This is a genomic window from Paenibacillus sp. J22P15 (assembly GCF_056269345.1).
In genome coordinates this window covers 549,429-568,352 of record NZ_JBWDNT010000002.1, presented here as the reverse complement: position 1 = coordinate 568,352, position 18,924 = coordinate 549,429, and the positions used below count along the sequence as shown (strand labels likewise).

Annotated in this window: 15 protein-coding genes; 2 read left to right on the top strand and 13 right to left on the bottom strand. The window is 45.9% G+C overall.

The annotated features are described in order from the left end of the window. Positions 1 to 246: 246 nt before the first annotated feature. The 6 genes from AC0YN6_RS07195 to AC0YN6_RS07170 all read right to left on the bottom strand — a co-directional run bounded on the left by AC0YN6_RS07195 (position 247) and on the right by AC0YN6_RS07170 (position 8,250). On the bottom strand, positions 247 to 2,130 hold the full coding sequence (locus AC0YN6_RS07195; RefSeq protein WP_475745977.1) for an ABC transporter ATP-binding protein: 1,884 nt from the start codon (positions 2,128 to 2,130) through the stop codon (positions 247 to 249). Next, complete coding sequence (locus tag AC0YN6_RS07190) at positions 2,105 to 3,868, bottom strand: ABC transporter ATP-binding protein (RefSeq protein ID WP_475745976.1); 1,764 nt, start codon at positions 3,866 to 3,868, stop codon at positions 2,105 to 2,107. Before AC0YN6_RS07190 ends, AC0YN6_RS07195 begins: the two co-directional genes overlap by 26 nt. A gap of 27 nt (positions 3,869 to 3,895) precedes the next feature. Continuing rightward, on the bottom strand, positions 3,896 to 5,737 hold the full coding sequence (locus AC0YN6_RS07185; protein WP_475745974.1) for an ABC transporter ATP-binding protein: 1,842 nt from the start codon (positions 5,735 to 5,737) through the stop codon (positions 3,896 to 3,898). Continuing rightward, positions 5,734 to 6,324 (bottom strand): PadR family transcriptional regulator, encoded by a 591-nt coding sequence (locus AC0YN6_RS07180; RefSeq protein ID WP_475745972.1) that lies wholly within the window; start codon positions 6,322 to 6,324, stop codon positions 5,734 to 5,736. The genes AC0YN6_RS07185 and AC0YN6_RS07180 overlap by 4 nt, the downstream gene beginning before the upstream one ends. Positions 6,325 to 6,533: 209 nt before the next feature. After that, positions 6,534 to 7,292 carry a sugar phosphate isomerase/epimerase family protein gene (locus tag AC0YN6_RS07175; RefSeq protein ID WP_475745970.1) on the bottom strand — a complete coding sequence of 253 codons (759 nt, stop codon included), beginning with the start codon at positions 7,290 to 7,292 and terminating at the stop codon, positions 6,534 to 6,536. A gap of 112 nt (positions 7,293 to 7,404) precedes the next feature. Beyond that, entirely contained in the window at positions 7,405 to 8,250 is an 846-nt protein-coding gene (locus AC0YN6_RS07170) for a helix-turn-helix transcriptional regulator (protein ID WP_475745968.1), read from the bottom strand. A 172-nt stretch (positions 8,251 to 8,422) separates the two neighbouring features. On the opposite strand from AC0YN6_RS07170, the gene AC0YN6_RS07165 reads away from it, so the two are divergent. Beyond that, complete coding sequence (locus AC0YN6_RS07165) at positions 8,423 to 9,538, top strand: Gfo/Idh/MocA family protein (protein WP_475745966.1); 1,116 nt, start codon at positions 8,423 to 8,425, stop codon at positions 9,536 to 9,538. A 125-nt stretch (positions 9,539 to 9,663) separates the two neighbouring features. Here the strand turns inward: AC0YN6_RS07165 and AC0YN6_RS07160 are convergent, their stop codons facing one another. The 4 genes from AC0YN6_RS07160 to csaA all read right to left on the bottom strand — a co-directional run bounded on the left by AC0YN6_RS07160 (position 9,664) and on the right by csaA (position 12,151). Beyond that, the gene (locus tag AC0YN6_RS07160) at positions 9,664 to 10,215 is read right to left on the bottom strand and encodes a nucleoside-triphosphatase (RefSeq protein ID WP_475745964.1); all 552 of its coding nucleotides are present in this window, start codon (positions 10,213 to 10,215) and stop codon (positions 9,664 to 9,666) included. A gap of 49 nt (positions 10,216 to 10,264) precedes the next feature. Beyond that, positions 10,265 to 10,627 (bottom strand): nuclear transport factor 2 family protein, encoded by a 363-nt coding sequence (locus AC0YN6_RS07155; protein WP_475745962.1) that lies wholly within the window; start codon positions 10,625 to 10,627, stop codon positions 10,265 to 10,267. Between the two features lie 92 nt (positions 10,628 to 10,719). After that, entirely contained in the window at positions 10,720 to 11,718 is a 999-nt protein-coding gene (locus tag AC0YN6_RS07150) for a phosphotransferase (RefSeq protein ID WP_475745961.1), read from the bottom strand. A 103-nt stretch (positions 11,719 to 11,821) separates the two neighbouring features. Continuing rightward, a complete protein-coding gene (gene csaA, locus AC0YN6_RS07145) occupies positions 11,822 to 12,151 on the bottom strand; it encodes a chaperone CsaA (RefSeq protein WP_475745960.1) in 330 nt (109 codons plus the stop codon). A gap of 372 nt (positions 12,152 to 12,523) precedes the next feature. Between csaA and AC0YN6_RS07140 the strand changes: the two genes are divergently transcribed. Beyond that, on the top strand, positions 12,524 to 12,667 hold the full coding sequence (locus AC0YN6_RS07140) for a hypothetical protein (protein ID WP_475745959.1): 144 nt from the start codon (positions 12,524 to 12,526) through the stop codon (positions 12,665 to 12,667). A gap of 87 nt (positions 12,668 to 12,754) precedes the next feature. On the opposite strand, the gene AC0YN6_RS07135 is transcribed toward AC0YN6_RS07140, so the two are convergent. The 3 genes from AC0YN6_RS07135 to AC0YN6_RS07125 form a co-directional block, all read right to left on the bottom strand. Next, a complete protein-coding gene (locus AC0YN6_RS07135; RefSeq protein WP_475746290.1) occupies positions 12,755 to 13,453 on the bottom strand; it encodes an aspartate/glutamate racemase family protein in 699 nt (232 codons plus the stop codon). Positions 13,454 to 13,537: 84 nt separating this feature from the next. After that, positions 13,538 to 13,843 carry a hypothetical protein gene (locus AC0YN6_RS07130; RefSeq protein WP_475745958.1) on the bottom strand — a complete coding sequence of 102 codons (306 nt, stop codon included), beginning with the start codon at positions 13,841 to 13,843 and terminating at the stop codon, positions 13,538 to 13,540. Between the two features lie 246 nt (positions 13,844 to 14,089). Next, complete coding sequence (locus tag AC0YN6_RS07125; RefSeq protein ID WP_475745957.1) at positions 14,090 to 18,919, bottom strand: discoidin domain-containing protein; 4,830 nt, start codon at positions 18,917 to 18,919, stop codon at positions 14,090 to 14,092. Positions 18,920 to 18,924 lie beyond the last annotated feature (5 nt).

Genomic DNA, 18,924 nt, shown 5'->3' with positions numbered 1-18,924 from the left:
CTATTTACGAAGCCTGTGAAATAAGTCTAGAAAATAGATTAATATGCACAAATGAGGACTATTCCTCCGACATAAGTCTACTAATTAGACCTATCTCGGAGAAAACCCATCATTTTGATCGTCTACGAACCAAAAAAGTAGAAATAGGTCTAAAAAGTAGACTTATTATAACCAAAACAACCAAATTAATTGAAATAGGTCTAGAAAATAGACTTAAAGCAGCTCAAAGTGTTAGCACCAATGAAGCTATACTGCAATATTGCCCTGCGAATGCTCATAGAGCTCTTTATAATGTCCATCATGCTCAAGCAGTTGTTGATGATTGCCTTGCTCCACGATTTCACCATGGCTCATAACGATAATACGATCAGCCTGCATGATGGTCGATAAGCGATGTGCAATGACGATCGTCGTGCGATTCTGAGATACGACCTGAAGCGCATTCTGAATCAGCTGTTCCGTATGAGAATCCAAATTTGCACTCGCCTCATCCAAAATAAGCACCTTAGGCTTAAACACAATAATTCTCGCAAAAGAAATCAACTGCCGCTCGCCTGCCGATAAGCCGCTGCCGCGTTCAGACAGCTTCGTATCATACCCGTCCTTCAACTTATGAATGATCGTATCCGCACCAACAAATTCGCAGGCGTGAATAACCTCCTCGCGAGAAATCGTCTCGTCAAACATTCTTATATTTTCGATGATGCTCCCCGAATAAAGATAAGGCTCCTGCTGTACTAGACCGACTAAGCGATGAAGGATCGCTTGAGGTATATCTCTTACGTCTGTCTCATCGATTCTTATGTTGCCTTCCTTCACATCATAGAACCTGCATAATAAGCTGATCAGCGAGCTTTTGCCCGCTCCCGTCGTACCCACGACACCAATCATCTCGCCTGAATGGATATGCAAATCCAGATCTTTGATGATCGGAATTCCTTCCTCATAGGAGAAGGAGATCCGATTGAAATCGATCTGCCCCTTCACCTGCTCCAAGCTCAAAGTAGATAAGGACGCCTGACGTTCATCCGCCTCTTCATCACAATGCGCCTTTAACCGTTCATCCGGCTCATGCTCACGATCTGTAATATCCGGCTTATTCGCAAATACGCTCCATATCCTCGTAACTGCGACGGTAGCAGACTGCAATGTATTCCATTGCTGCGTGATCGTATTAATTGGCTGAAAAAACTGGCGGATATACGTAATAAACGCATACAAAACGCCAAATTCCAGCTGCTGACCAAGAACAGCATTCCCGCCGACCCATGTAACAAATGCAATCGATAAATTGCTCAAAATATCAAAGGTTCTGCCAAATACGACATTCGTCCGAATTTCTCGAAGATTCGCCCGGAAATATAAGTTGTTGAGTTCATCGAATTGCTTCTCTTGTTCCTTCTGCTGATGAAACACCTGTACAAGGTTCATGCCCGACAGGTTCTCAGCAACAAACGCCACGAGCCGTGATAATCTCGTTCTGGCAAGCTGATAGGTCGTGCGCATAAAAGAACGGAAAGTAATAGCAATCGCCATTATAATAGGCAGCAAAATCAAACAGTAAAGTGCCAGTGTCGTATCTAGCTGAAACATCATCACGATAATAAAAATGAGCGTAAGACCATCTCTAAATAGGCTCAGAAGCACCTGATTAAAAAATTGGTTCAGCGCCTCCGTATCGCTGGAGACGTGAGTAATTAAGCTCCCGCTCGACATTCGGTCGAAATATCGCATTGACTGCTTTAAAATATGGTCAAACAGCTGTTTGCGAATGCGTGATACGATGCTTTGCCCAATATTTTGAAGCAAATTGTTTTGCAAATAAGTAAACAGCAGGCTGGATACGGATAAACCCAAATAAATGACACAAATCGTAAGTAAACCTTTAAAATCATTTTTTCCAGATAATAAATTGTCATCGATCGCTATTTTCATTAAGAAGGGCTGGAACAAGTCAGATAAAATCGCGATTAACGTACAACAAAACACACCAATAAAGGTCCATATATGAGGTCTCGCATAACCGGATAATGTGCGAAAGGCCGAGACATATTCCGGCTTCTTCTCCGGCTGATTCGGATCCCCCTTCTGATCTGCCTGCCAATTATGAATGGCTTGTGCCGGTCGCATGTTGACTTCCCTCCTCCTGTATCGCATGTAGCGTCGCATAAAGTCCTTGCTGTGCCAGCAGTTCCATATGAGTACCGCGCTGTACAATCAAACCGTCATCAAGCACAATAATTTCATCCGCATGCTTGATTGCACTAATTCGATGCGCGATAATGATCGTCGTTTTGTTATGCCTTTCGGTTTGGAGAGCTTCTATTATATCCTTCTCTGTCACAGCATCTACAGCACTGACACTATCATCTAAAATCATAATCGGAGCGTTCTTGATCATGCCGCGAGCAAGGCTTGTTCGTTGACGCTGACCGCCGGATAAGGTTAAACCGCGCTCGCCAAGCTTCGTTTCAAACTGATCCGGCAGCTCCGCAACATTGTTATAAATCTGAGCTTGCTTCGCTGCCTGCACAACCGCTTCAAGCTCATGCTCCCGATTAGAGAAAGCAATGTTCTCTCTAATCGTTGTACTGAACAAAAAACCGTCCTGCGGCACGTATGCAACTTGGGTTCGCAAGCTTTCAAGCGTCATGCTTCTTATATCTGTTTCCCCATACCAGATCGTCTCAGGAGGCGGGTCGTAAGTACGAAGCAGCAGCTTCATTAATGTTGTCTTGCCGCTGCCGGTTCGGCCGATGATGCCGAGCGACGTGCCTGGTTTAACACTTAGGTTGATGTTCTTCAGAACGGGAGCAGACACTGGATCGTAAGAAAACGAAAGATTCCGAATCGTAATGCCCGCGTTCGTTAGGTTCACTTCCTTAGCACCCGGTAGCTCCATAATTTCGGTTTGCTGTGACAATAAGTCATTCAATCGCTCAAGTGAAGCTCTTGAACGCTGAATGGAATTAATGACATTGCCGATCTGCTGGAGCGGATTCATCAGCATTCTAATGTAGAGCGTTAGGGCGACGAAGTTGCCAAGCGTAATTTGCTTTATAATCGTCAAGTAGCCGCCGAATGCAAGCGCCACGATTAAAGCTATCGCTCCTAGAAACGGAATCAACGCTTGGAAGAAAGACGAAACGCGTACCAAGCGCAATTGATTGATTCTGATTTGGTCTACCGTTTTGCCGAAGCGTTCATTCATGATCTCTTCAACTGCAAATTTCTTTGTTACACGGATGCCGCCGAATTGCTCCTCTGCCGTCTCTGTCATATGCCCAAGTGCTTCTTGCACCTCAAGCGACCGTTTTCTAATAATAGGCCCGAGATATACGACGATAACAGGAATAAGCAGCAGCGGTAATATGGAAGCCAAAATCAAATAATAGGGAATATGGCTGATGATCATCATCGTTACGGCTGCCACTAACAGCATCGTTGCATTAGCAGTCGCATTAACCCCCATGGAAATCGATTCGCGCACCGCTGTGACGTCATTCATAAAGTAACTTAGCAGCTTACCTACACCATTCTTGGAATAAAACCGTTCACCCATCTGTGTAAAATGTTTGAAAAGTCCTCTTCGAACGAGAAATTCAAACTTTCTTCCCACATACATAACCAAATACATCGCTATGCCGTTAAACAATACATGGCCGACACCAATAATAAGCAGCAATAGGCTGTAATCCATAACAAGCTTGCTAGTCAATCCGCCGATGTGCAGCTTATCTGTAAACTGGCCGAGTATTTTTGGAAAGAAGACGTTAATCAAGTTAGAAATCAAATGGAAAAAGAGAGAGAACAGGTAGATATACCACGTTTTCCGAAAAAAATCGGTCAATAACCGTTTTGATTTCAAAAAGCGATCACTTCCTCTTTTGCAAAATTATTGTTCAGAAACATCCTTTTGCGGAAATTGCAGCTCATACAGCTGACTGTAACGGCCTTGAAGATCCAACAGCTCATTATGTGTTCCATGCTCGACAATCGCTCCCTGCTCCAGCACATAAATGCGATCTGCCTTCTGAATAGTAGAAAGACGATGTGCGATAACGAGACATGTACGGCCTTGCAATAATTGTGCGAGAGCGTCCTGAATGTGCTGCTCCGATTCCGTATCAAGGGAAGCTGTTGCCTCATCCAAAATAATGATACGCGGGTTTTTCAAAATCGCCCTAGCAATGGAAAGACGCTGCTTCTGCCCGCCTGACAGCTTTACGCCGCGCTCGCCAATTTGCGTCTCATACCCCTGTGGGAACGATTCAATAAAGCCAGCAGCATTCGCAGCTTTAGCCGCAGCGAAAACTTCCTTATCTGTTGCATGCAGATTGCCGTACCTGATGTTCTCTTCAATAGAACCGTTGAACAACACGATATCCTGTGATACGATGCCGATTTGTTCCCTAAGAGAAGCAATCGTTATATCCTTTAACGAATAACCATCAATCGTTATGTCACCAGACTGAGGTTCATAAAATCTAGTGATGAGATGAGCGATCGTTGTTTTGCCAGAGCCCGAAGATCCGACAAGCGCAGTCACCTTGCCTGCCTCTAGCTCCAAATGAAAATCTTTTAACACAGTTGAATCCTTTGAATAAGCAAAATCAATATGATCAAAAACAATATGTCCGCTTACTGGCGAAAGCTTCATGGCATCCTTCTTCTCTACGATTTCAGCCTTCGTGTTCATAACCTCCATAATGCGTTCATAGGCGGCGGCCGATTGCTGAATCGTGTTAATAATGCGGCTAAAATGTCGTACCGGATTTTGCAGCAGTCTCAAGTAAGCAATAAAAGCAACAATCGTACCTACTGTCATCTGTTCCTTCATCGCGAGCCATGCTCCGAAAACAAGGACGATTGCAAGACCAACAAAATTAAGAAAATCAATAATAGGTTCATAAGCGGCTCGCAGGCGAGTCACCTGAATATTTGCATCCATATTTTTTTGAGTTCGCTCGGAGAAACGTTCAGACTCATAACTCTCAGCAGTAAACGCTTTGATAAGGCGGATGCCAGTTAGCGTATTTTGCAAATGATCACTGACATCAGCTACCGATTCCTGCACCGTGCGGAACGAGGAGCGCATTCTTTTGCTAAAAAATCTAGTCGTCAAAATCATAAATGGGAAGGTCGCAAGCAGCATAAGTGTCAATTTCCAATCAATCCACAGCATATAAACCGCAATAGCTGTAAAGGTGAAAAAATCGGTAAACAATTGCATCATGCTGGAGGAAATCATTTGCTGAAGAATGCTTACATCGTTCGTGACCCGAGACATCAAATCACCGGTACGATTACGATCGAAGAAGGAAATGTCCAAACTTTGCATATGGCGGTACAAATCGTTTCGCAAATTGTATAGCACCCTTTGACCAACAGACGCCATAAGGGAGGAGCTAATATAACGTAACGCCCCTAACGCGACAGCTGCTCCCATGACTCCCCCGCCTATAAGCAGCAGCTTATTAAAAAGCTTGTTCGGAATAATGTGGTCAATCGTCAGTCTCGTTAGCTGCGGAACGATGAATTCGAGCAGCGATATAGCAATGACGCAGGCAACTGCTGCAATCAGTAAAGGCAATTGCGTCCGCGCATGTGCATATATTCGTATAAACATACTATATATGCTGGCCGGCTTCACCTTCTCGCCCGTTCCGAATTTCCTCATCCCGCCCATACCTGCTCCGCCCCGAAATGCGGGTGCGGAATTGTGCTGCTCTCTCATATCTCGCCACCTTCGCTGCAACCGCATTCCGCTTCCCCAGTAATTTCACGAAGGGATTTACGAAAATCTTCTAGGATGGCGCGTAAGCGCTCAGCTTTGCTGGCATCATTGACAGCCGCTCGTTCTGCAGCCTTGAGCAAATGCAGCAATTCCTTACCAGCTGGCGTTAAGCGACGGTTCGGCTTTCTTCTCTCAAAGGAAGCGCCTTCTTCTTCCGTATCACCATGCTCTGGGCGCTCCATTCCAGTTGAATCATTATCTTTCTCATCAAGCAAATAAGCTCTGCCTTCATCAGTAATTTCAAACACTTTCTTGCCGTCTTGTTTGGAGGACTCAACAAATCCTTGATCCCTGAGCATTTGCAGCGTTGGATAAATCGAGCCTGCACTCGGTTTATAAGTGCCTCCTGATTGATCCTCAAGCGCCTTCATCATTTGATAACCGTGCATGCCTTCCTGTTCCAGCAGTGCGAGCAAAGCATATTTGACTCCGCCGCGGCTGAAAAAACGTCTGCCCGAGCCCCTCCCCTCTCTCTCATTCGCATGATGCAAAAATAATTGTTCCTCTGGCTGCCATTCTTTCGTCATTATGCAATCCCCTTCATTAACGATATATCGTATTAATTTACATACTATACGATATATCGTTAACTGGCAATTACTTCTTTTGAAAGCGCTCGTTGTCGATTAAATGACATACACAAAAACCAGAGACATGTTGTATATCTTGTCTCTGGTTATCCGGTCGAATATATTCATAAGTACGCAGCCAAAGCCGGCTTGAACTTGCGGCTGAATTACAGTTTTGCAGCCATGGTGCAGAGGTTTTCCAGGCTAGTAGCAAGACAGTCCAATGGATTTCTTCTGCACTCATCCTGTTCGACGGCGTACCACGCGATTCCGTGTTGTTCCCCCCAGCGCAATATAGGCATAAAGTCAATCTGACCGGTACCGACCTCCACGGTGGACTGTTTCTCGTCATCCGACATATCCTTGAGATGAATGATTGGCATACGGTTGGCATACGGTTGTATGAAAGAAAGGGGATCTTGCCCTCCACGCTTCACCCAATATACGTCTACTTCAGCGAGTATAAGGTTGCCCGGAGCAGGTTCAAGCAAATATTCCAAGGCGGACTTTCCGTCAATGACGGTATCGAATTCAAAAGCATGGTTATGATAGCTGATTCGATACCCTTTTACGGCAAGCTTGGCGGCAATTGCATTCATTTCCTGCTTAAGCTTCCTGTAGCCTTCTTCATGATGCTGATCCTCCGGAAAATAGGGAACGACCAGATCCTTTGTACGGAACAGCTCCGCTCTTCGCAATATTTCATCCAGGTTGTTTTGCAATTCCGCAAGCGCAATGTGCATGCCTGCCGTTCGCAGTCCCGTTTCCTGAAGAACCTTGGCGATATCCGCGGGTTCGTTTCCATAAAGACCAGATATTTGTACGGCATGCCACCCCATCTCCCTCAGCGCGCGAAGCGTACCGATAAAATCCTTTTCCAGTTCAGCGCGCAGTGTGAATAATTGAGCTGCAAATTTCGTTCTCAACGTTCATCATCCTCCTCAAGATTCAAACTCTCCTTTATTGTAGCAATACTTAAGGGAAGGAAGCTTTTTTGAAATTGTTTATTATCCCGCCAAGCTTAACTCGTATTGTTCTTTATGACGGTTTCAAGTTTTTGCGAAACTGATCGGGGGTGAAGCCCGTTATCTGTTTGAACAGCCGGCTGAAATGAGCCGGATTCTTGAAGCCGGTCCGATAGCAGACCTCGGATACAGGTATCCCCTCTTCAATCATAAACAGCACTTTGGCTTGATTGATCCGTTTTTGATACAAATAATTAAAAATCGTAAACCCTGTCACTTCCTTGAATATTTTCACCAAGTAATATTTTGAAATATGAACATGCTCCTGCAGTATATTCAGGTCGATTTTCTCCTCGTAATGGCGTTCCAAATACGCGACAATTTGCTGTACATAATGTTCCTTCTGAGATAAACTGCTGATTCGATTCTCCATCGGCTTCAAAGATAAACCGTATATAAAATAAAGAAAATCCAGAAACTGGGCCTGAAAACGATGTTGGCTTACGCCTTGTCCCAGACTCTGCAAATCTTCGAGCTGTCGCAGCGATTGCCTCACATGCGCCTGATCGTTCTCCGTTAAATGGAACCGGTGATTGCACAATTTCTCAAACGGTTCAAGCGCATTCAACGTAAAGGGGGCACGCAGCATCGATTGGACATATTTAGCATCGAAATGGATGATGGTTCGCCGGTAAGGCAAAGCGGAATCGACTTTAGGGCAATGCAGAGTCATGCCGTGCATCAGGATCAAATCGCCGGGGACCAGCACATAGATCTGATCGCCGATCAAATAGGTACACTTGCCTTGATGAAAATAAAAAATTTCATATTCGGTGTGTGCATGAAATACAGCTTCATGAATCATCGTTTCGGAATACCCGACTTCAATCGGATATGGGGAAGTGTTGTGATGCGCCATTTAACCATCTCCCGGCTCCATATAATCTACGTATTTTTAAGGATGACAACTTTAGTAAAATAGGAGGTCAAAATCATTAATACCAGAGAAGTGGTTGATTGTCAAAAATGATATGCTGGTACAGCGTCAAGAAAACATAACACAGCAGTCAAAGAGTCGGAGGAGAAACGATATGAACCAGGTTAGAATCGGTGTTGTAGGATTGGGTGGCATGGGTACGAACCATGCGACCTATCTATCAAGAGGCGAAGTAACCGGAGCCGTTCTGGCGGCGGTTTCCGATGTTCGCGAAGAACGACTGCTCTGGGTTAAAGAAAATCTGTCCGAGCAGGTTAAGACATACTCCGACTGGAGGATGATGCTCCGCGACAACGTTATCGATGCCGTTGTTATCGCCACCCCGCATTATGCTCATCCCGAAATCGCCATTGAAGCATTCCGTAAAGGGCTGCACGTTCTGTGCGAGAAGCCGGCAGGCGTATATACCAAACATGTTAGGCAGATGAATGAAGCTGCCGTCGTGTCCGGGAAAAAATTCAGCATGATGTACAATCAACGTACTTTTCCGGTTTATCAGAAGCTGCGAGATCTGGTCATGTCCGGAGAGCTTGGAGAAATACGGCGCACGAACTGGATTATAACGGATTGGTACCGTACCCAGAGTTATTACGATTCCGGCACCTGGAGAGCGACTTGGGAAGGAGAAGGCGGCGGGGTTTTGATCAATCAGGCTCCCCATAATTTGGATTTATGGCAGTGGACCACCGGACTCATGCCAAAGCGGATGCGGGCTTTCTGCTATTTTGGCAAGTACCGCAATATCGAGGTGGAGGACGAGGTCACAACTTTTGTGGAATATGAAAATGGCGCCACGGGCGTATTTATTACGACAACAGGCGAAACCCCCGGCTCTAACCGGTTTGAAGTAGTTGGAGACAGAGGCAAGCTGGTCGTCGAGAACGGTGTGCTTACTTTCTGGCGTCTTCGTACGCCGGAATCGCAGTTCAATCGGGAGCATACGGAAATGTTCGGGGCTCCGGAATGCTGGGAATGCAAAATCCCAACTAACGGACCGATTTCCGGATATCAGGGAGTTACCCAAAACTGGGTTGATGCGATTTTGTATGGCAAACCGCTTCTCGCGCCCGGCGAAGAAGGCATCAACGGACTTTTGCTTTCCAACGCCATGTTGCTGTCAACTTGGACGGACGACTGGGTGGATTTTCCGTTTGACGAGGATTTGTTCTACCAGAAGCTGCAGGATCGTGTACATAAGAAAAGCCTTTGAGCAGCTGCATTCCCATCGATACAGCTTAATTGTTTTTCAGCAACAGCACTCTTAGCTCGGAAGCAAGCAGCCCGATCCGTCGCCGTGCGCGAATGAATCGGGCTTTACAGTGCCAGCGTCTATCCTTATGATTCACAAATTCCAACGCCAAGGATGTTGCTGCGAATATCTGTTTCCAATCCTTCGATTGTCCAATCACGATTTTCTTCAGTCATTGTGTACAGCTTGATGCCAGGCAGCTCCTTTATCTTATCGATATCGGGATGTGCATCAACACAGATAGTCCCTAAAATGAAATGCTGAGAGCTTGAAACAATATCATAAATCATTTTTTGAAATGGAACAGACAACATTTGCATGAAACCAATCTCATCAATAACAGTGATCTTCTTTGTCTTCAAAGATTGTTTAATTGACGTTAGAGCGATATTCTCAAAGGCTTCTATATCAACGCCATATCTCCCTACTCGTACTGAACTTGTACTATCTACACTTGCAATTCTTTTGCTTTCACCGCTAAGTGTTACACAGTTAAATCCAACACGATTCGTCTCGTCGCGGACTTCTTCCGTATAAAATCCTCCAACATATTCACTACCAATTCGGTTTATAAGCTGCATAATCGCTGTTGATTTTCCCACTCGCGGTCTCCCAGTCAATAAGAAACATGTTTCCATATTATTCACTCCTTCGACGGTGAACAAAATTTTAGACTTTGTTTGGATTCTATACGGATTTAGTAGGTGTACCTTGATGGAAAAACATTTGCCATCTTCCATCTCTAAATTTCCAGATAGAGCTGCGCAGCGTATATTGCATTTTTACTTGATTGAATATTCGGTACGTGCTTAACACGGTATCGTTAGCTAATGGGTGTATTTCAAAATTCTCTAGCGTCATGTTTACTACACCTATTCCCTCTTCACCAATACCATCGCTTTTACGCCAAATTACACCTGAGCTGCCGAATTCAAAAAAATCATCTGCAAGCAGCTTAGACAATGCTTCTCGGGATGTACGAATTTCCGGCTTCAACAATTGTTGCTCCAACTCACACAACTGACTCTTTAAGGCAACTTCACTTTCCATGTTCCGTCCCCCTACTATAGCCGATCTATCGATTTACACAGGTTCAAAGACTTCGAATAGAAACGACTTATCTATTAAATAATTATCATTTATTACTTGGCATACAATCTCATATACTCAGGGTACGCACGAAGATGTATCTCTTTCGCCCGCTTCTGCGCCCTCTCTTTCACTTCTGGTACATTCTCGGCATCAATATAATCAGCCAGAACGTCGATTACGTCATCAAGGAGTTTTGCTCTAAAATAAACCGCAATCCTTTCAAACATTTCGTCGCCTGCTAGACTGATAATTTGATCTTTCCAGAATGGCCAGTCATCTGAATTATACAGAGGCCAAAGAAGTACAGAGTAATCCATTGCAGCATCTCCGGCTGCGGTTAAATCGTCCCAATCGATAATCCAAAAATTCGATTTACCATCTACTAAAACATTTTCCCAGTTTATATCATTATGAACGACATCTGTCGCTTGTTTTTGAAAAGAAGGATTGTCACTTACCATCTGTCTTAATGCTGCTATTTCAGAATCGAACCAATCTAACGAGCTTTCTGTCACGAAATGAAGTATATGCTTGCCCGTTCTAATGATCTGCATATCTTCTTCGAATCGTGTAATATACTCCTCAATAAACGCGTCGGAATACAAATGTATTTTTTCCTCACTTACGATTGCCTCTTTAATCTCTTTATCACGATGTAATTGCTTTAACGCTAGCAACACTTTTTCAATTACTGGTTTTGGGTTTGAAATGGAGCTTAATGTTTTCCCATTGATAAAATCAAACACTAAACCGTAACCATAATCAGGTACAATTTCTTGCCTCACCTCTCCAACCAGTCGAGGGGCATTGTATTTCGTAGTGAGATGGTCACTTATGCTAGCCCATTTTTTAAGATATGGAACTCTTTGCTCTTGTACAAGCTTTACATGCCTAATCGTTTCACCGTCAGATATACGATAGGATTGGTTAACAAATCCGCCAGGATTCCATATATATTTAACTTCTATTTCCGAACCGCTTAGCCCAAGTACATATGCATTTGATTCGGCCCATTCCTTCACCTTTTTCTCAGCGTGCTGCAGATTCATTCCTAATCACGTTCCTCTGTTATTCTATTTTTCAACGGGGAAAAGGCAACCGATAATATGGGCTGCCTTTTAGTTGAATGAAAATCTATAAACGTTTGCTCTTTTAGGCAATCGGTGTACCATTTTTAAGCGGTTGGTCTGGTTTTAACAATACGACATCACCTTCCTCTGGAACGCCTCCGATTACCAACACTTCAGATTCAAAACCAGCAATTTTCCTGACAGGAAAGTTCACTATTGCGACTACTTGTTGGCCGATAAGTTGTTCTGGTTCATATCTTTTCGTTATTTGTGCAGATGAGCGTTTAATACCTATGTCGCCAAAATCAATTTCTAATTTTATTGCAGGTTTTTTTGCTTTTGGAAAAGGTTCTGCTTTAATCACAGTACCGACACGCATATCTAATTTTAACAAATCTTCAATTGTTGCCACGATCATGACTCCACCTTTGTTCTCATTATTTCACCTGAACTTTCGTGCCCGATAATTGGAACACGATAAACGTTCTTAGTAAGATATTACCATACAGCCTCTGGTAGAGTACTTTTATGATCAAACTATCCTGTAAAAAACATTTACTGTAAAGGATGGCGTGAGGATGAGCTGAGGTAAATAGGCTCCTCAATAGTCACAAGACCACTACTTGTCTTCTCTATTCGCATACACTGAGACAAATAGCTGGAGGGAGCATTTTATCCAATGTTGAGATGCAAACGAAAATCAGTTTTACGAAAAAAAAGCATACGCAAGGGAAGATTCCACAGAAAATTGAAGAAAAAGATTTTTAGATGCAGAAAATTCAAGGTGAAAATTATCAAGCAGCGGGGCTTCTGGAGACGTCGAGGATCAAATGATATGATCGGGCCTGCTGATCTGCAAGCAACTAACGGTGCGCTTGCCATCTACGGAGACGGCTCAGCTGGTGAGTCCTATAAAACTCTAACTTGATCAATTGAATAAATGGAGAAAAGCAAAAATAGGCTGGTGATTCTTTCCTATCAAAATCACTAGCCTAGTAAATTTACTAAACATATATCAGGTGCTTTCCAGAGCAAAATCCACTGCATATTCAGCGTGAATTTTCGTTGTATCAAAAATAGGAACACTGCAATCCAGTTGAGATATTAATAAGGTAATTTCTGTGCAGCCAAGGATAACGGCTTCTACCCCATCTTGGACAAGGCGATTAATGATCTTTAAGTAGGACTGTTTTGAATTTTCATTAATAATTCCGAGACAAAGCTCCTCATAGATAATATCATGTACAATCTTCCTATCTCCTTCATCTGGAACGATAACATCTAGTCCAAATTTTTCAATAAGTCTCCCCTTGTAAAAATCTTGTTCCATCGTAAAAGCAGTACCGAGTAAAGCGACTTTTTTAATACCACATTCAACAATTTCATTTGCCGTTGCATCAGCTATATGCAGTAATGGTATAGAGACCGATTCTTCTACTTCTTTTGCCATCTTGTGCATTGTATTCGTGCATATGACAATGCAATCTGATCCGCCAGATTCGAGTTTTTGTGCAGAATCAATCATGATCTTTGTGGCTTCATCCCATTTTCCTTCATGTTGAAGAGTCTTGATCTCATGAAAATCCACCGAAAGCATAAGACTTTTTGCTGAATGGAGTCCGCCTAATTTTTCCTTTACACGCTGATTAATGATTTGGTAATAAAGCAAGGATGACTCCCAGCTCATTCCACCTATTAGCCCAATTGTTTTTATTGTAAACACCTCTACCATTTTTTTAGCTGTTTTTCATCCGGATACATGACTCGTAACCCATACTCAGCGAGATAGCTGCTCATATTATTTCTTGTGCTTCAGCTTTCTTATAGTGTGAACGCCGATAATACCGATAATTAAAAAGCTTCCTCCCGTAAACATCATGACGAGAAAATTGGTCAAAATTAAATCATGATTGGGTCCATTTCCTACTGGTCCTATTTTAGGTTTATTAGCATCAAAATAATATATAACAGCCATTATTGTCATTATGATACCTACAAATAAATTAAATACTGCAATCCATGGTTTATATTTATCTGGTTGTGTAATTAGAATATATATATTTTGTATGATTACGCAAGCCAAGACTATCCCTGAGTAGATCACCTTTTATATCACCTTCCTCAAAATGTAATCATACTTCAAAAACGTTCAATAAGCCTTCGTTATATGTCTACGTTAACATCATGATTCATAGTCCTATCCAAAACATGTAGCTTTTTAGTGAGGGGACTTATCTTAACCTAAGCACTAAGAAAATACTTTATTTTCTGTTGACATCCATATATTTCCTTATAAAGAAAAAAGGGATATCCCGTAGTCATTCGACTTTTCCGGATATCCCTTTGCGACTTATTCAGTAACTATTTTTAAAGCTACTGCAACCAGATCCTGCAAATCAATGAATCCATCTCCGTTTAGATCAGCTCGCTTTACTTCTTCCCAATCTGTATCGGCTGAAGTTTTGCCATAACGTGAAGCTACAATGGCCAAATCACCAATGCTGACTTTCCCATCGCCGTTTACATCCTCTTTAATACCTGGATTTGCGCCTGTAATCTCAATATGAATCATAGAATTTTTGCCGATATATTCATTGCCCTGCGCATCGCCAAACACCATATTAGTAACGGCAATGCTGCCCTCCGTGTTCTCTGCAACCGTCTTGGCTTTGAAGGTAAATGCCAGTAGCTGCGCGTCATCAACGACAGCATGGTCTGCGCCACTGCTTGCGACAATTAGACGAATCTTCCCTTCCGCTTCCTGACGCAATTCTACGATATCGATTCCTTCCATAATCGAATCTGCTGACATAAACTCAAATCGATCCGCATCGTAGGCCAGCGAAATATCCAGGGCATAAGCTGGATTCTTCAAATAATTGAGCCCCATGTTAACAGTGAATGTCTTATCCCCGGAAACCGCAGTCGGGCCGGTTAGCACCGTTTCAGCATCCGATTTCTCCCCCTCTTTGCCAATGTCCTCGGCAGCAACGATATAGGTGTAAATCTCGCCTGCCGGGGTAGAATCGGCTGCTTTCACGCGAACTTCGATCTTGTCTCCTGCAACGAGCGCCGGAGTTGCCGAGGTCTTTTGCGCTTCTCCTACTCCTGAGGTCCAAGCTTGTTTTTCCGCATTGGACTCACTAATAATTCTAAACTCCAAAGCAGTGCTGACCGTAATCAGAGTTTGGCCCACTGCTGCGTCTACAGCTGGCAGGGTGACGGTTACATCCTTCGCAGTCGGCGCGTCCGGTTGTTCCATTCCCGGGACTTCCCACTTGGCGTACAGGATGAAATCCTTTGTAACCTTGGTGTTGAAGTCATAGGCCTGCGTCAGATCCATATCCGTGTACCAGTCAGCGAAGATATACCCTTCACGTGTCGGTTCGACGGGCTTCGCCGCCTTCTCGCCGTCCTTTACGGTAGCTGCGCTAACCGCACTGCCGCCGTTGGTCTTAAAGGTGATGGTGTGGATAATGTCCGGCGCCGGCAGGTTATTCACTTGCTCCGCCTTGGCCGCAAAGTTATAGAGCGCGACGCTGTCGATCTCACCCCTGAAGGCGCTGGTTTTGCTGCCGATGCGGGACATCGGCGTGATTAGCGACGCCCATTTGTTGCCGCCCTGCTCTGTCCTCTCCAGCGTATGAATCTTCGTGCCGTTAACATAGAGCGTGGTCTTGGTGTACTCCGTCACCAGCGTCAGGCGCACCCATTCGTCCTTTGGCAGCGTGTAATTGAAGGAATAGTCTCGGAAGTCGCGGGAGAAGCCCACTTTGCCGGTTCCCTTCTGCACAGCCTTGATCGCGCCGATTTCGGACTCGAACAGAACCTTTTCTGTGTCGTCGTCATCTGCCGTGCGCTTCACCCAGAAGTCCAGCGTGGCGTTGATGCGCATGTTGTCCACCGGCGTTTCCACGTAGCTTTCGCCGCCCTTAAGCTGGAGCACTTGATCATCCCGTCCCTCAACAAAGGCCGCGTTGATCGGATCGCCCTCAAGATTGTAGCCGTTTGAGGATGCGTCTACCTTTTCCTTGCCCTCGGCGAAGGCATAGTATTGCACGGCCTGTTCCTTGCTCTTCACCTCATAGGTCGGGTTGGTCCCCGGCGCGTACTTGATCTGCGCCGTTAGCGCGTCAATGTCTGCCACGGTGTAATCCTTGGCGCTGCTCCACAGCCGCTCGCTGAAAGTAGGCAGGATGTCGAACATACGGTCAAACAACTCTACGTCAGTGGTTCCGTTGTCGTTCTTAACGCCGGTTTTGTCGTTCCACAGCGCGTAGGAGCCGCCCTTGACCTGCGGGTCTCCCGCAGGGAGCTGTAGGCCCATCATGTTGTTCGGCTTCCAGCTTTTAAGAATATTGGACTTGCTCAAATAATCCCAGTAATAGCCCGCGCCCGGTACAATGTATACGTTACCGTCGTGGATGTTGATCATCTCGTACCCCAGGTCGTACATCGCCTTCGGGTTCGCGTAACCCGGATACCACATGTACATCTGTACACCCTCCACGGTGATCGGGGTCGTTCCACTGTTCTCGGTCTGCGAGCCCCAAACGCGCGGCGTGCGATGCATGTCGTCGCGGATAAACTTGAGCAGCGCATCCTGATACACGCGGAACGCTTCCTTTTCCGCCTGGCTGCCACCCTTGTACTCGTCGGTTCCAATGTGTACCACAGTATCCGGCAGGAATACGGGGTTCTCATCCTCCATGTACTCTGCGAAGACTTCCTTCATGAATTTGAGCGAATCCGGGTTCTCTACGTCGAGATAGTTACTCTTACCCGGCCGCGCCAGATCTGGCCGTGCGTGCGTATAGGCCGAAGCGTGACCCGGCGTGTCGAACTCGGGCACGATATTCACGCCTTGGGCCTTGCTGTCAATCTGTAACTGGCGGAACTCATCCTTGGTATAGTAGATGTCGGTGCTGGTCAGTTTCGGTACATTAGATTCCAGGCGGAAGCCCCAGTAGCTAAGGTCGAACGCTTCGTCGGAGAGATGGAGGTTAAAGTCGTTCATCTTGTACCATGACATCTGCTTGACCCACATCTCCAGGAAATCTAACGGAATCGCCTTGCGCCCCACGTCGAACATAAAGCCGCGCACTTCATACAATGGGTAGTCGCGTACAAGCCCCTTCGGGATGCTGGTGCCGTTGCGCTTGAGTATTTGCAAGATCGTACGGGTGGACCAGAACGCGCCCACACTGTCGCTGGCCGAGACGGTCACAGATTCCCCAATCTCCATGTCGTAGGTTTCCTTGTCAAGCTTCTCCGTGCTGGCCTTGAAGTAGAAGTCCCCGGCGGCGGGTGTGGTGCCGGTCACCACGGTGATCGCATTTCCTGTGATCTCCTTATAATCCACCGCAAAGGTCTGTGCCATGTCCTGATATGCCTGGCCTAGCGCTGGATCTACTACAATCTTGCTCGCCGATTCGATGATGAAGTCGCCTTCGTGGCCGAACCACTGCTGCAGCTCGGGCAGCACCTTAGGCTTGGCATTCTTCGATTGCGCGCTGTCGTACTTGCCCGGAACGGTTAGCTTGACCTCGTACAGTTCGGTCTCCTTACCAAACGCAAACTTGATCTTGAACTCTACCGCTACCTCGGTGTCAACCATCGGTTTGTGGATCTTGCGATTTGCGTCGATGATCTGTTCATAGTCAGTACCTCCGTAAGTCACCTCCACTCCGCTTGGCAGTCCGGTCGGCATCGGGAGCTCGGTGTCCTCAGGCTTCAGAGTGATGTCCTTTATCTGCTCCTTGACCTTGTCGATTGCGCTAACAAAGTCCTGATCCTGGTAGAGTCCGAACTCATAGAGCGAGACCGACGGATAGCCGTCCACCTTGTCAGCCACCAGCCTGACATACCGTGCATTAATCATGGCCGCCAGCATGAATTCCTCATGCAGCGCGTATTCACGCGTGCCTACAGTGTACACAGTCTCCCATGTCTTGTTGTCGTTGGAGACCTCAATGTGGAAGTCGGTTTTGATATCCATGGTCTCCCAATCGAGCGCCACGCGGTTGAAGTCCAGCGGCACGCCGAGATCCACCATGAGCCATGCGCCCTTTCCCTGCGGCTCACTCGCCCAGCGGGACTGAGACGGCTTGTTGTCGTCGCGATTGATAATCCCATCCACCGCAAAATTGGGCTTGTGCGTGCCGTCGTCCTTCGACGCGCTCGCCGTTTTGCCAAGAGCCTTATTAATACTAGACACATCGGGCGCCCAAATTTTGATTTCATACAGGGAGACGCTAGGGAATGCGCCCTGTTTGAGCTTGTCGATTGACAGCTTGACGTACTGCGCAGTTACCGAGTTCTCCAGCACGACCTGATCGGTAAAAGGATAGCCATCCTTGTTTGTATCTGCCGTGTAGACCTTCGACCACGTCTTGTTGTCGTCCGAGACCTCAATATGGTAATCCTCGACGACTTTCTGCTCCCATTCGAGGGTCAACCGATCAAAGACCTGCTGCTGCTTGAGGTCGATGGTAACCCAGCCCGGCGCAGCCGACTCGCTGGACCAGCGGGACTGAGTCGGCTTGTCGGCGTTACGGTTGACAATTCCGTCTGTCAGCTTATCTGGCCCCCAGTAATTGATGGGGCTCTTGTATGCTGTTGCAGCTTTGCCCAGAGCGATATTCGCCGGGTCGAGGTTGAGTTCCTTCGGTGGCTGGGGAGTGTCGGGGGCAACGCCCCAGATCTCCAGCTCGCGGATAGAAACCGACGGATAACCTTTTGTCACCTTGGCGCTGACCTTGACATACCGCGCGGACACGCCGCTGTCCAATACGATGGTGCTGTGCGACACACCGACCTTCTGCCTGGTGATCGCCTCGCTCCACACCTCGTTGTCGTTTGAAAACTGGATCGAGTAGTCCATATCAATGGAATTATTCTCCCACTCAATTTCCAACTTCTCCAGCTCACTGAGCGCGTCCAAATCGACACTGATCCAGGCGGAGCCCACTTCATGAGCCCAGCGGGTACCCGTGTTGCCATCCACCGCATTTTCCTTGGCGAAACCGCTTACACCAGACGCCTTAGTAACTTTGCCCAGTGCCAAATTTTTATCGGGAGGTGTTTCGGCCGCCGATACCGCCCCCACGAATAAAGAGAGTGTCATGGCCAATACCAGTGCAATTGCCATCATACGTTTCATCGTATTCATTGCATTCATTTTCT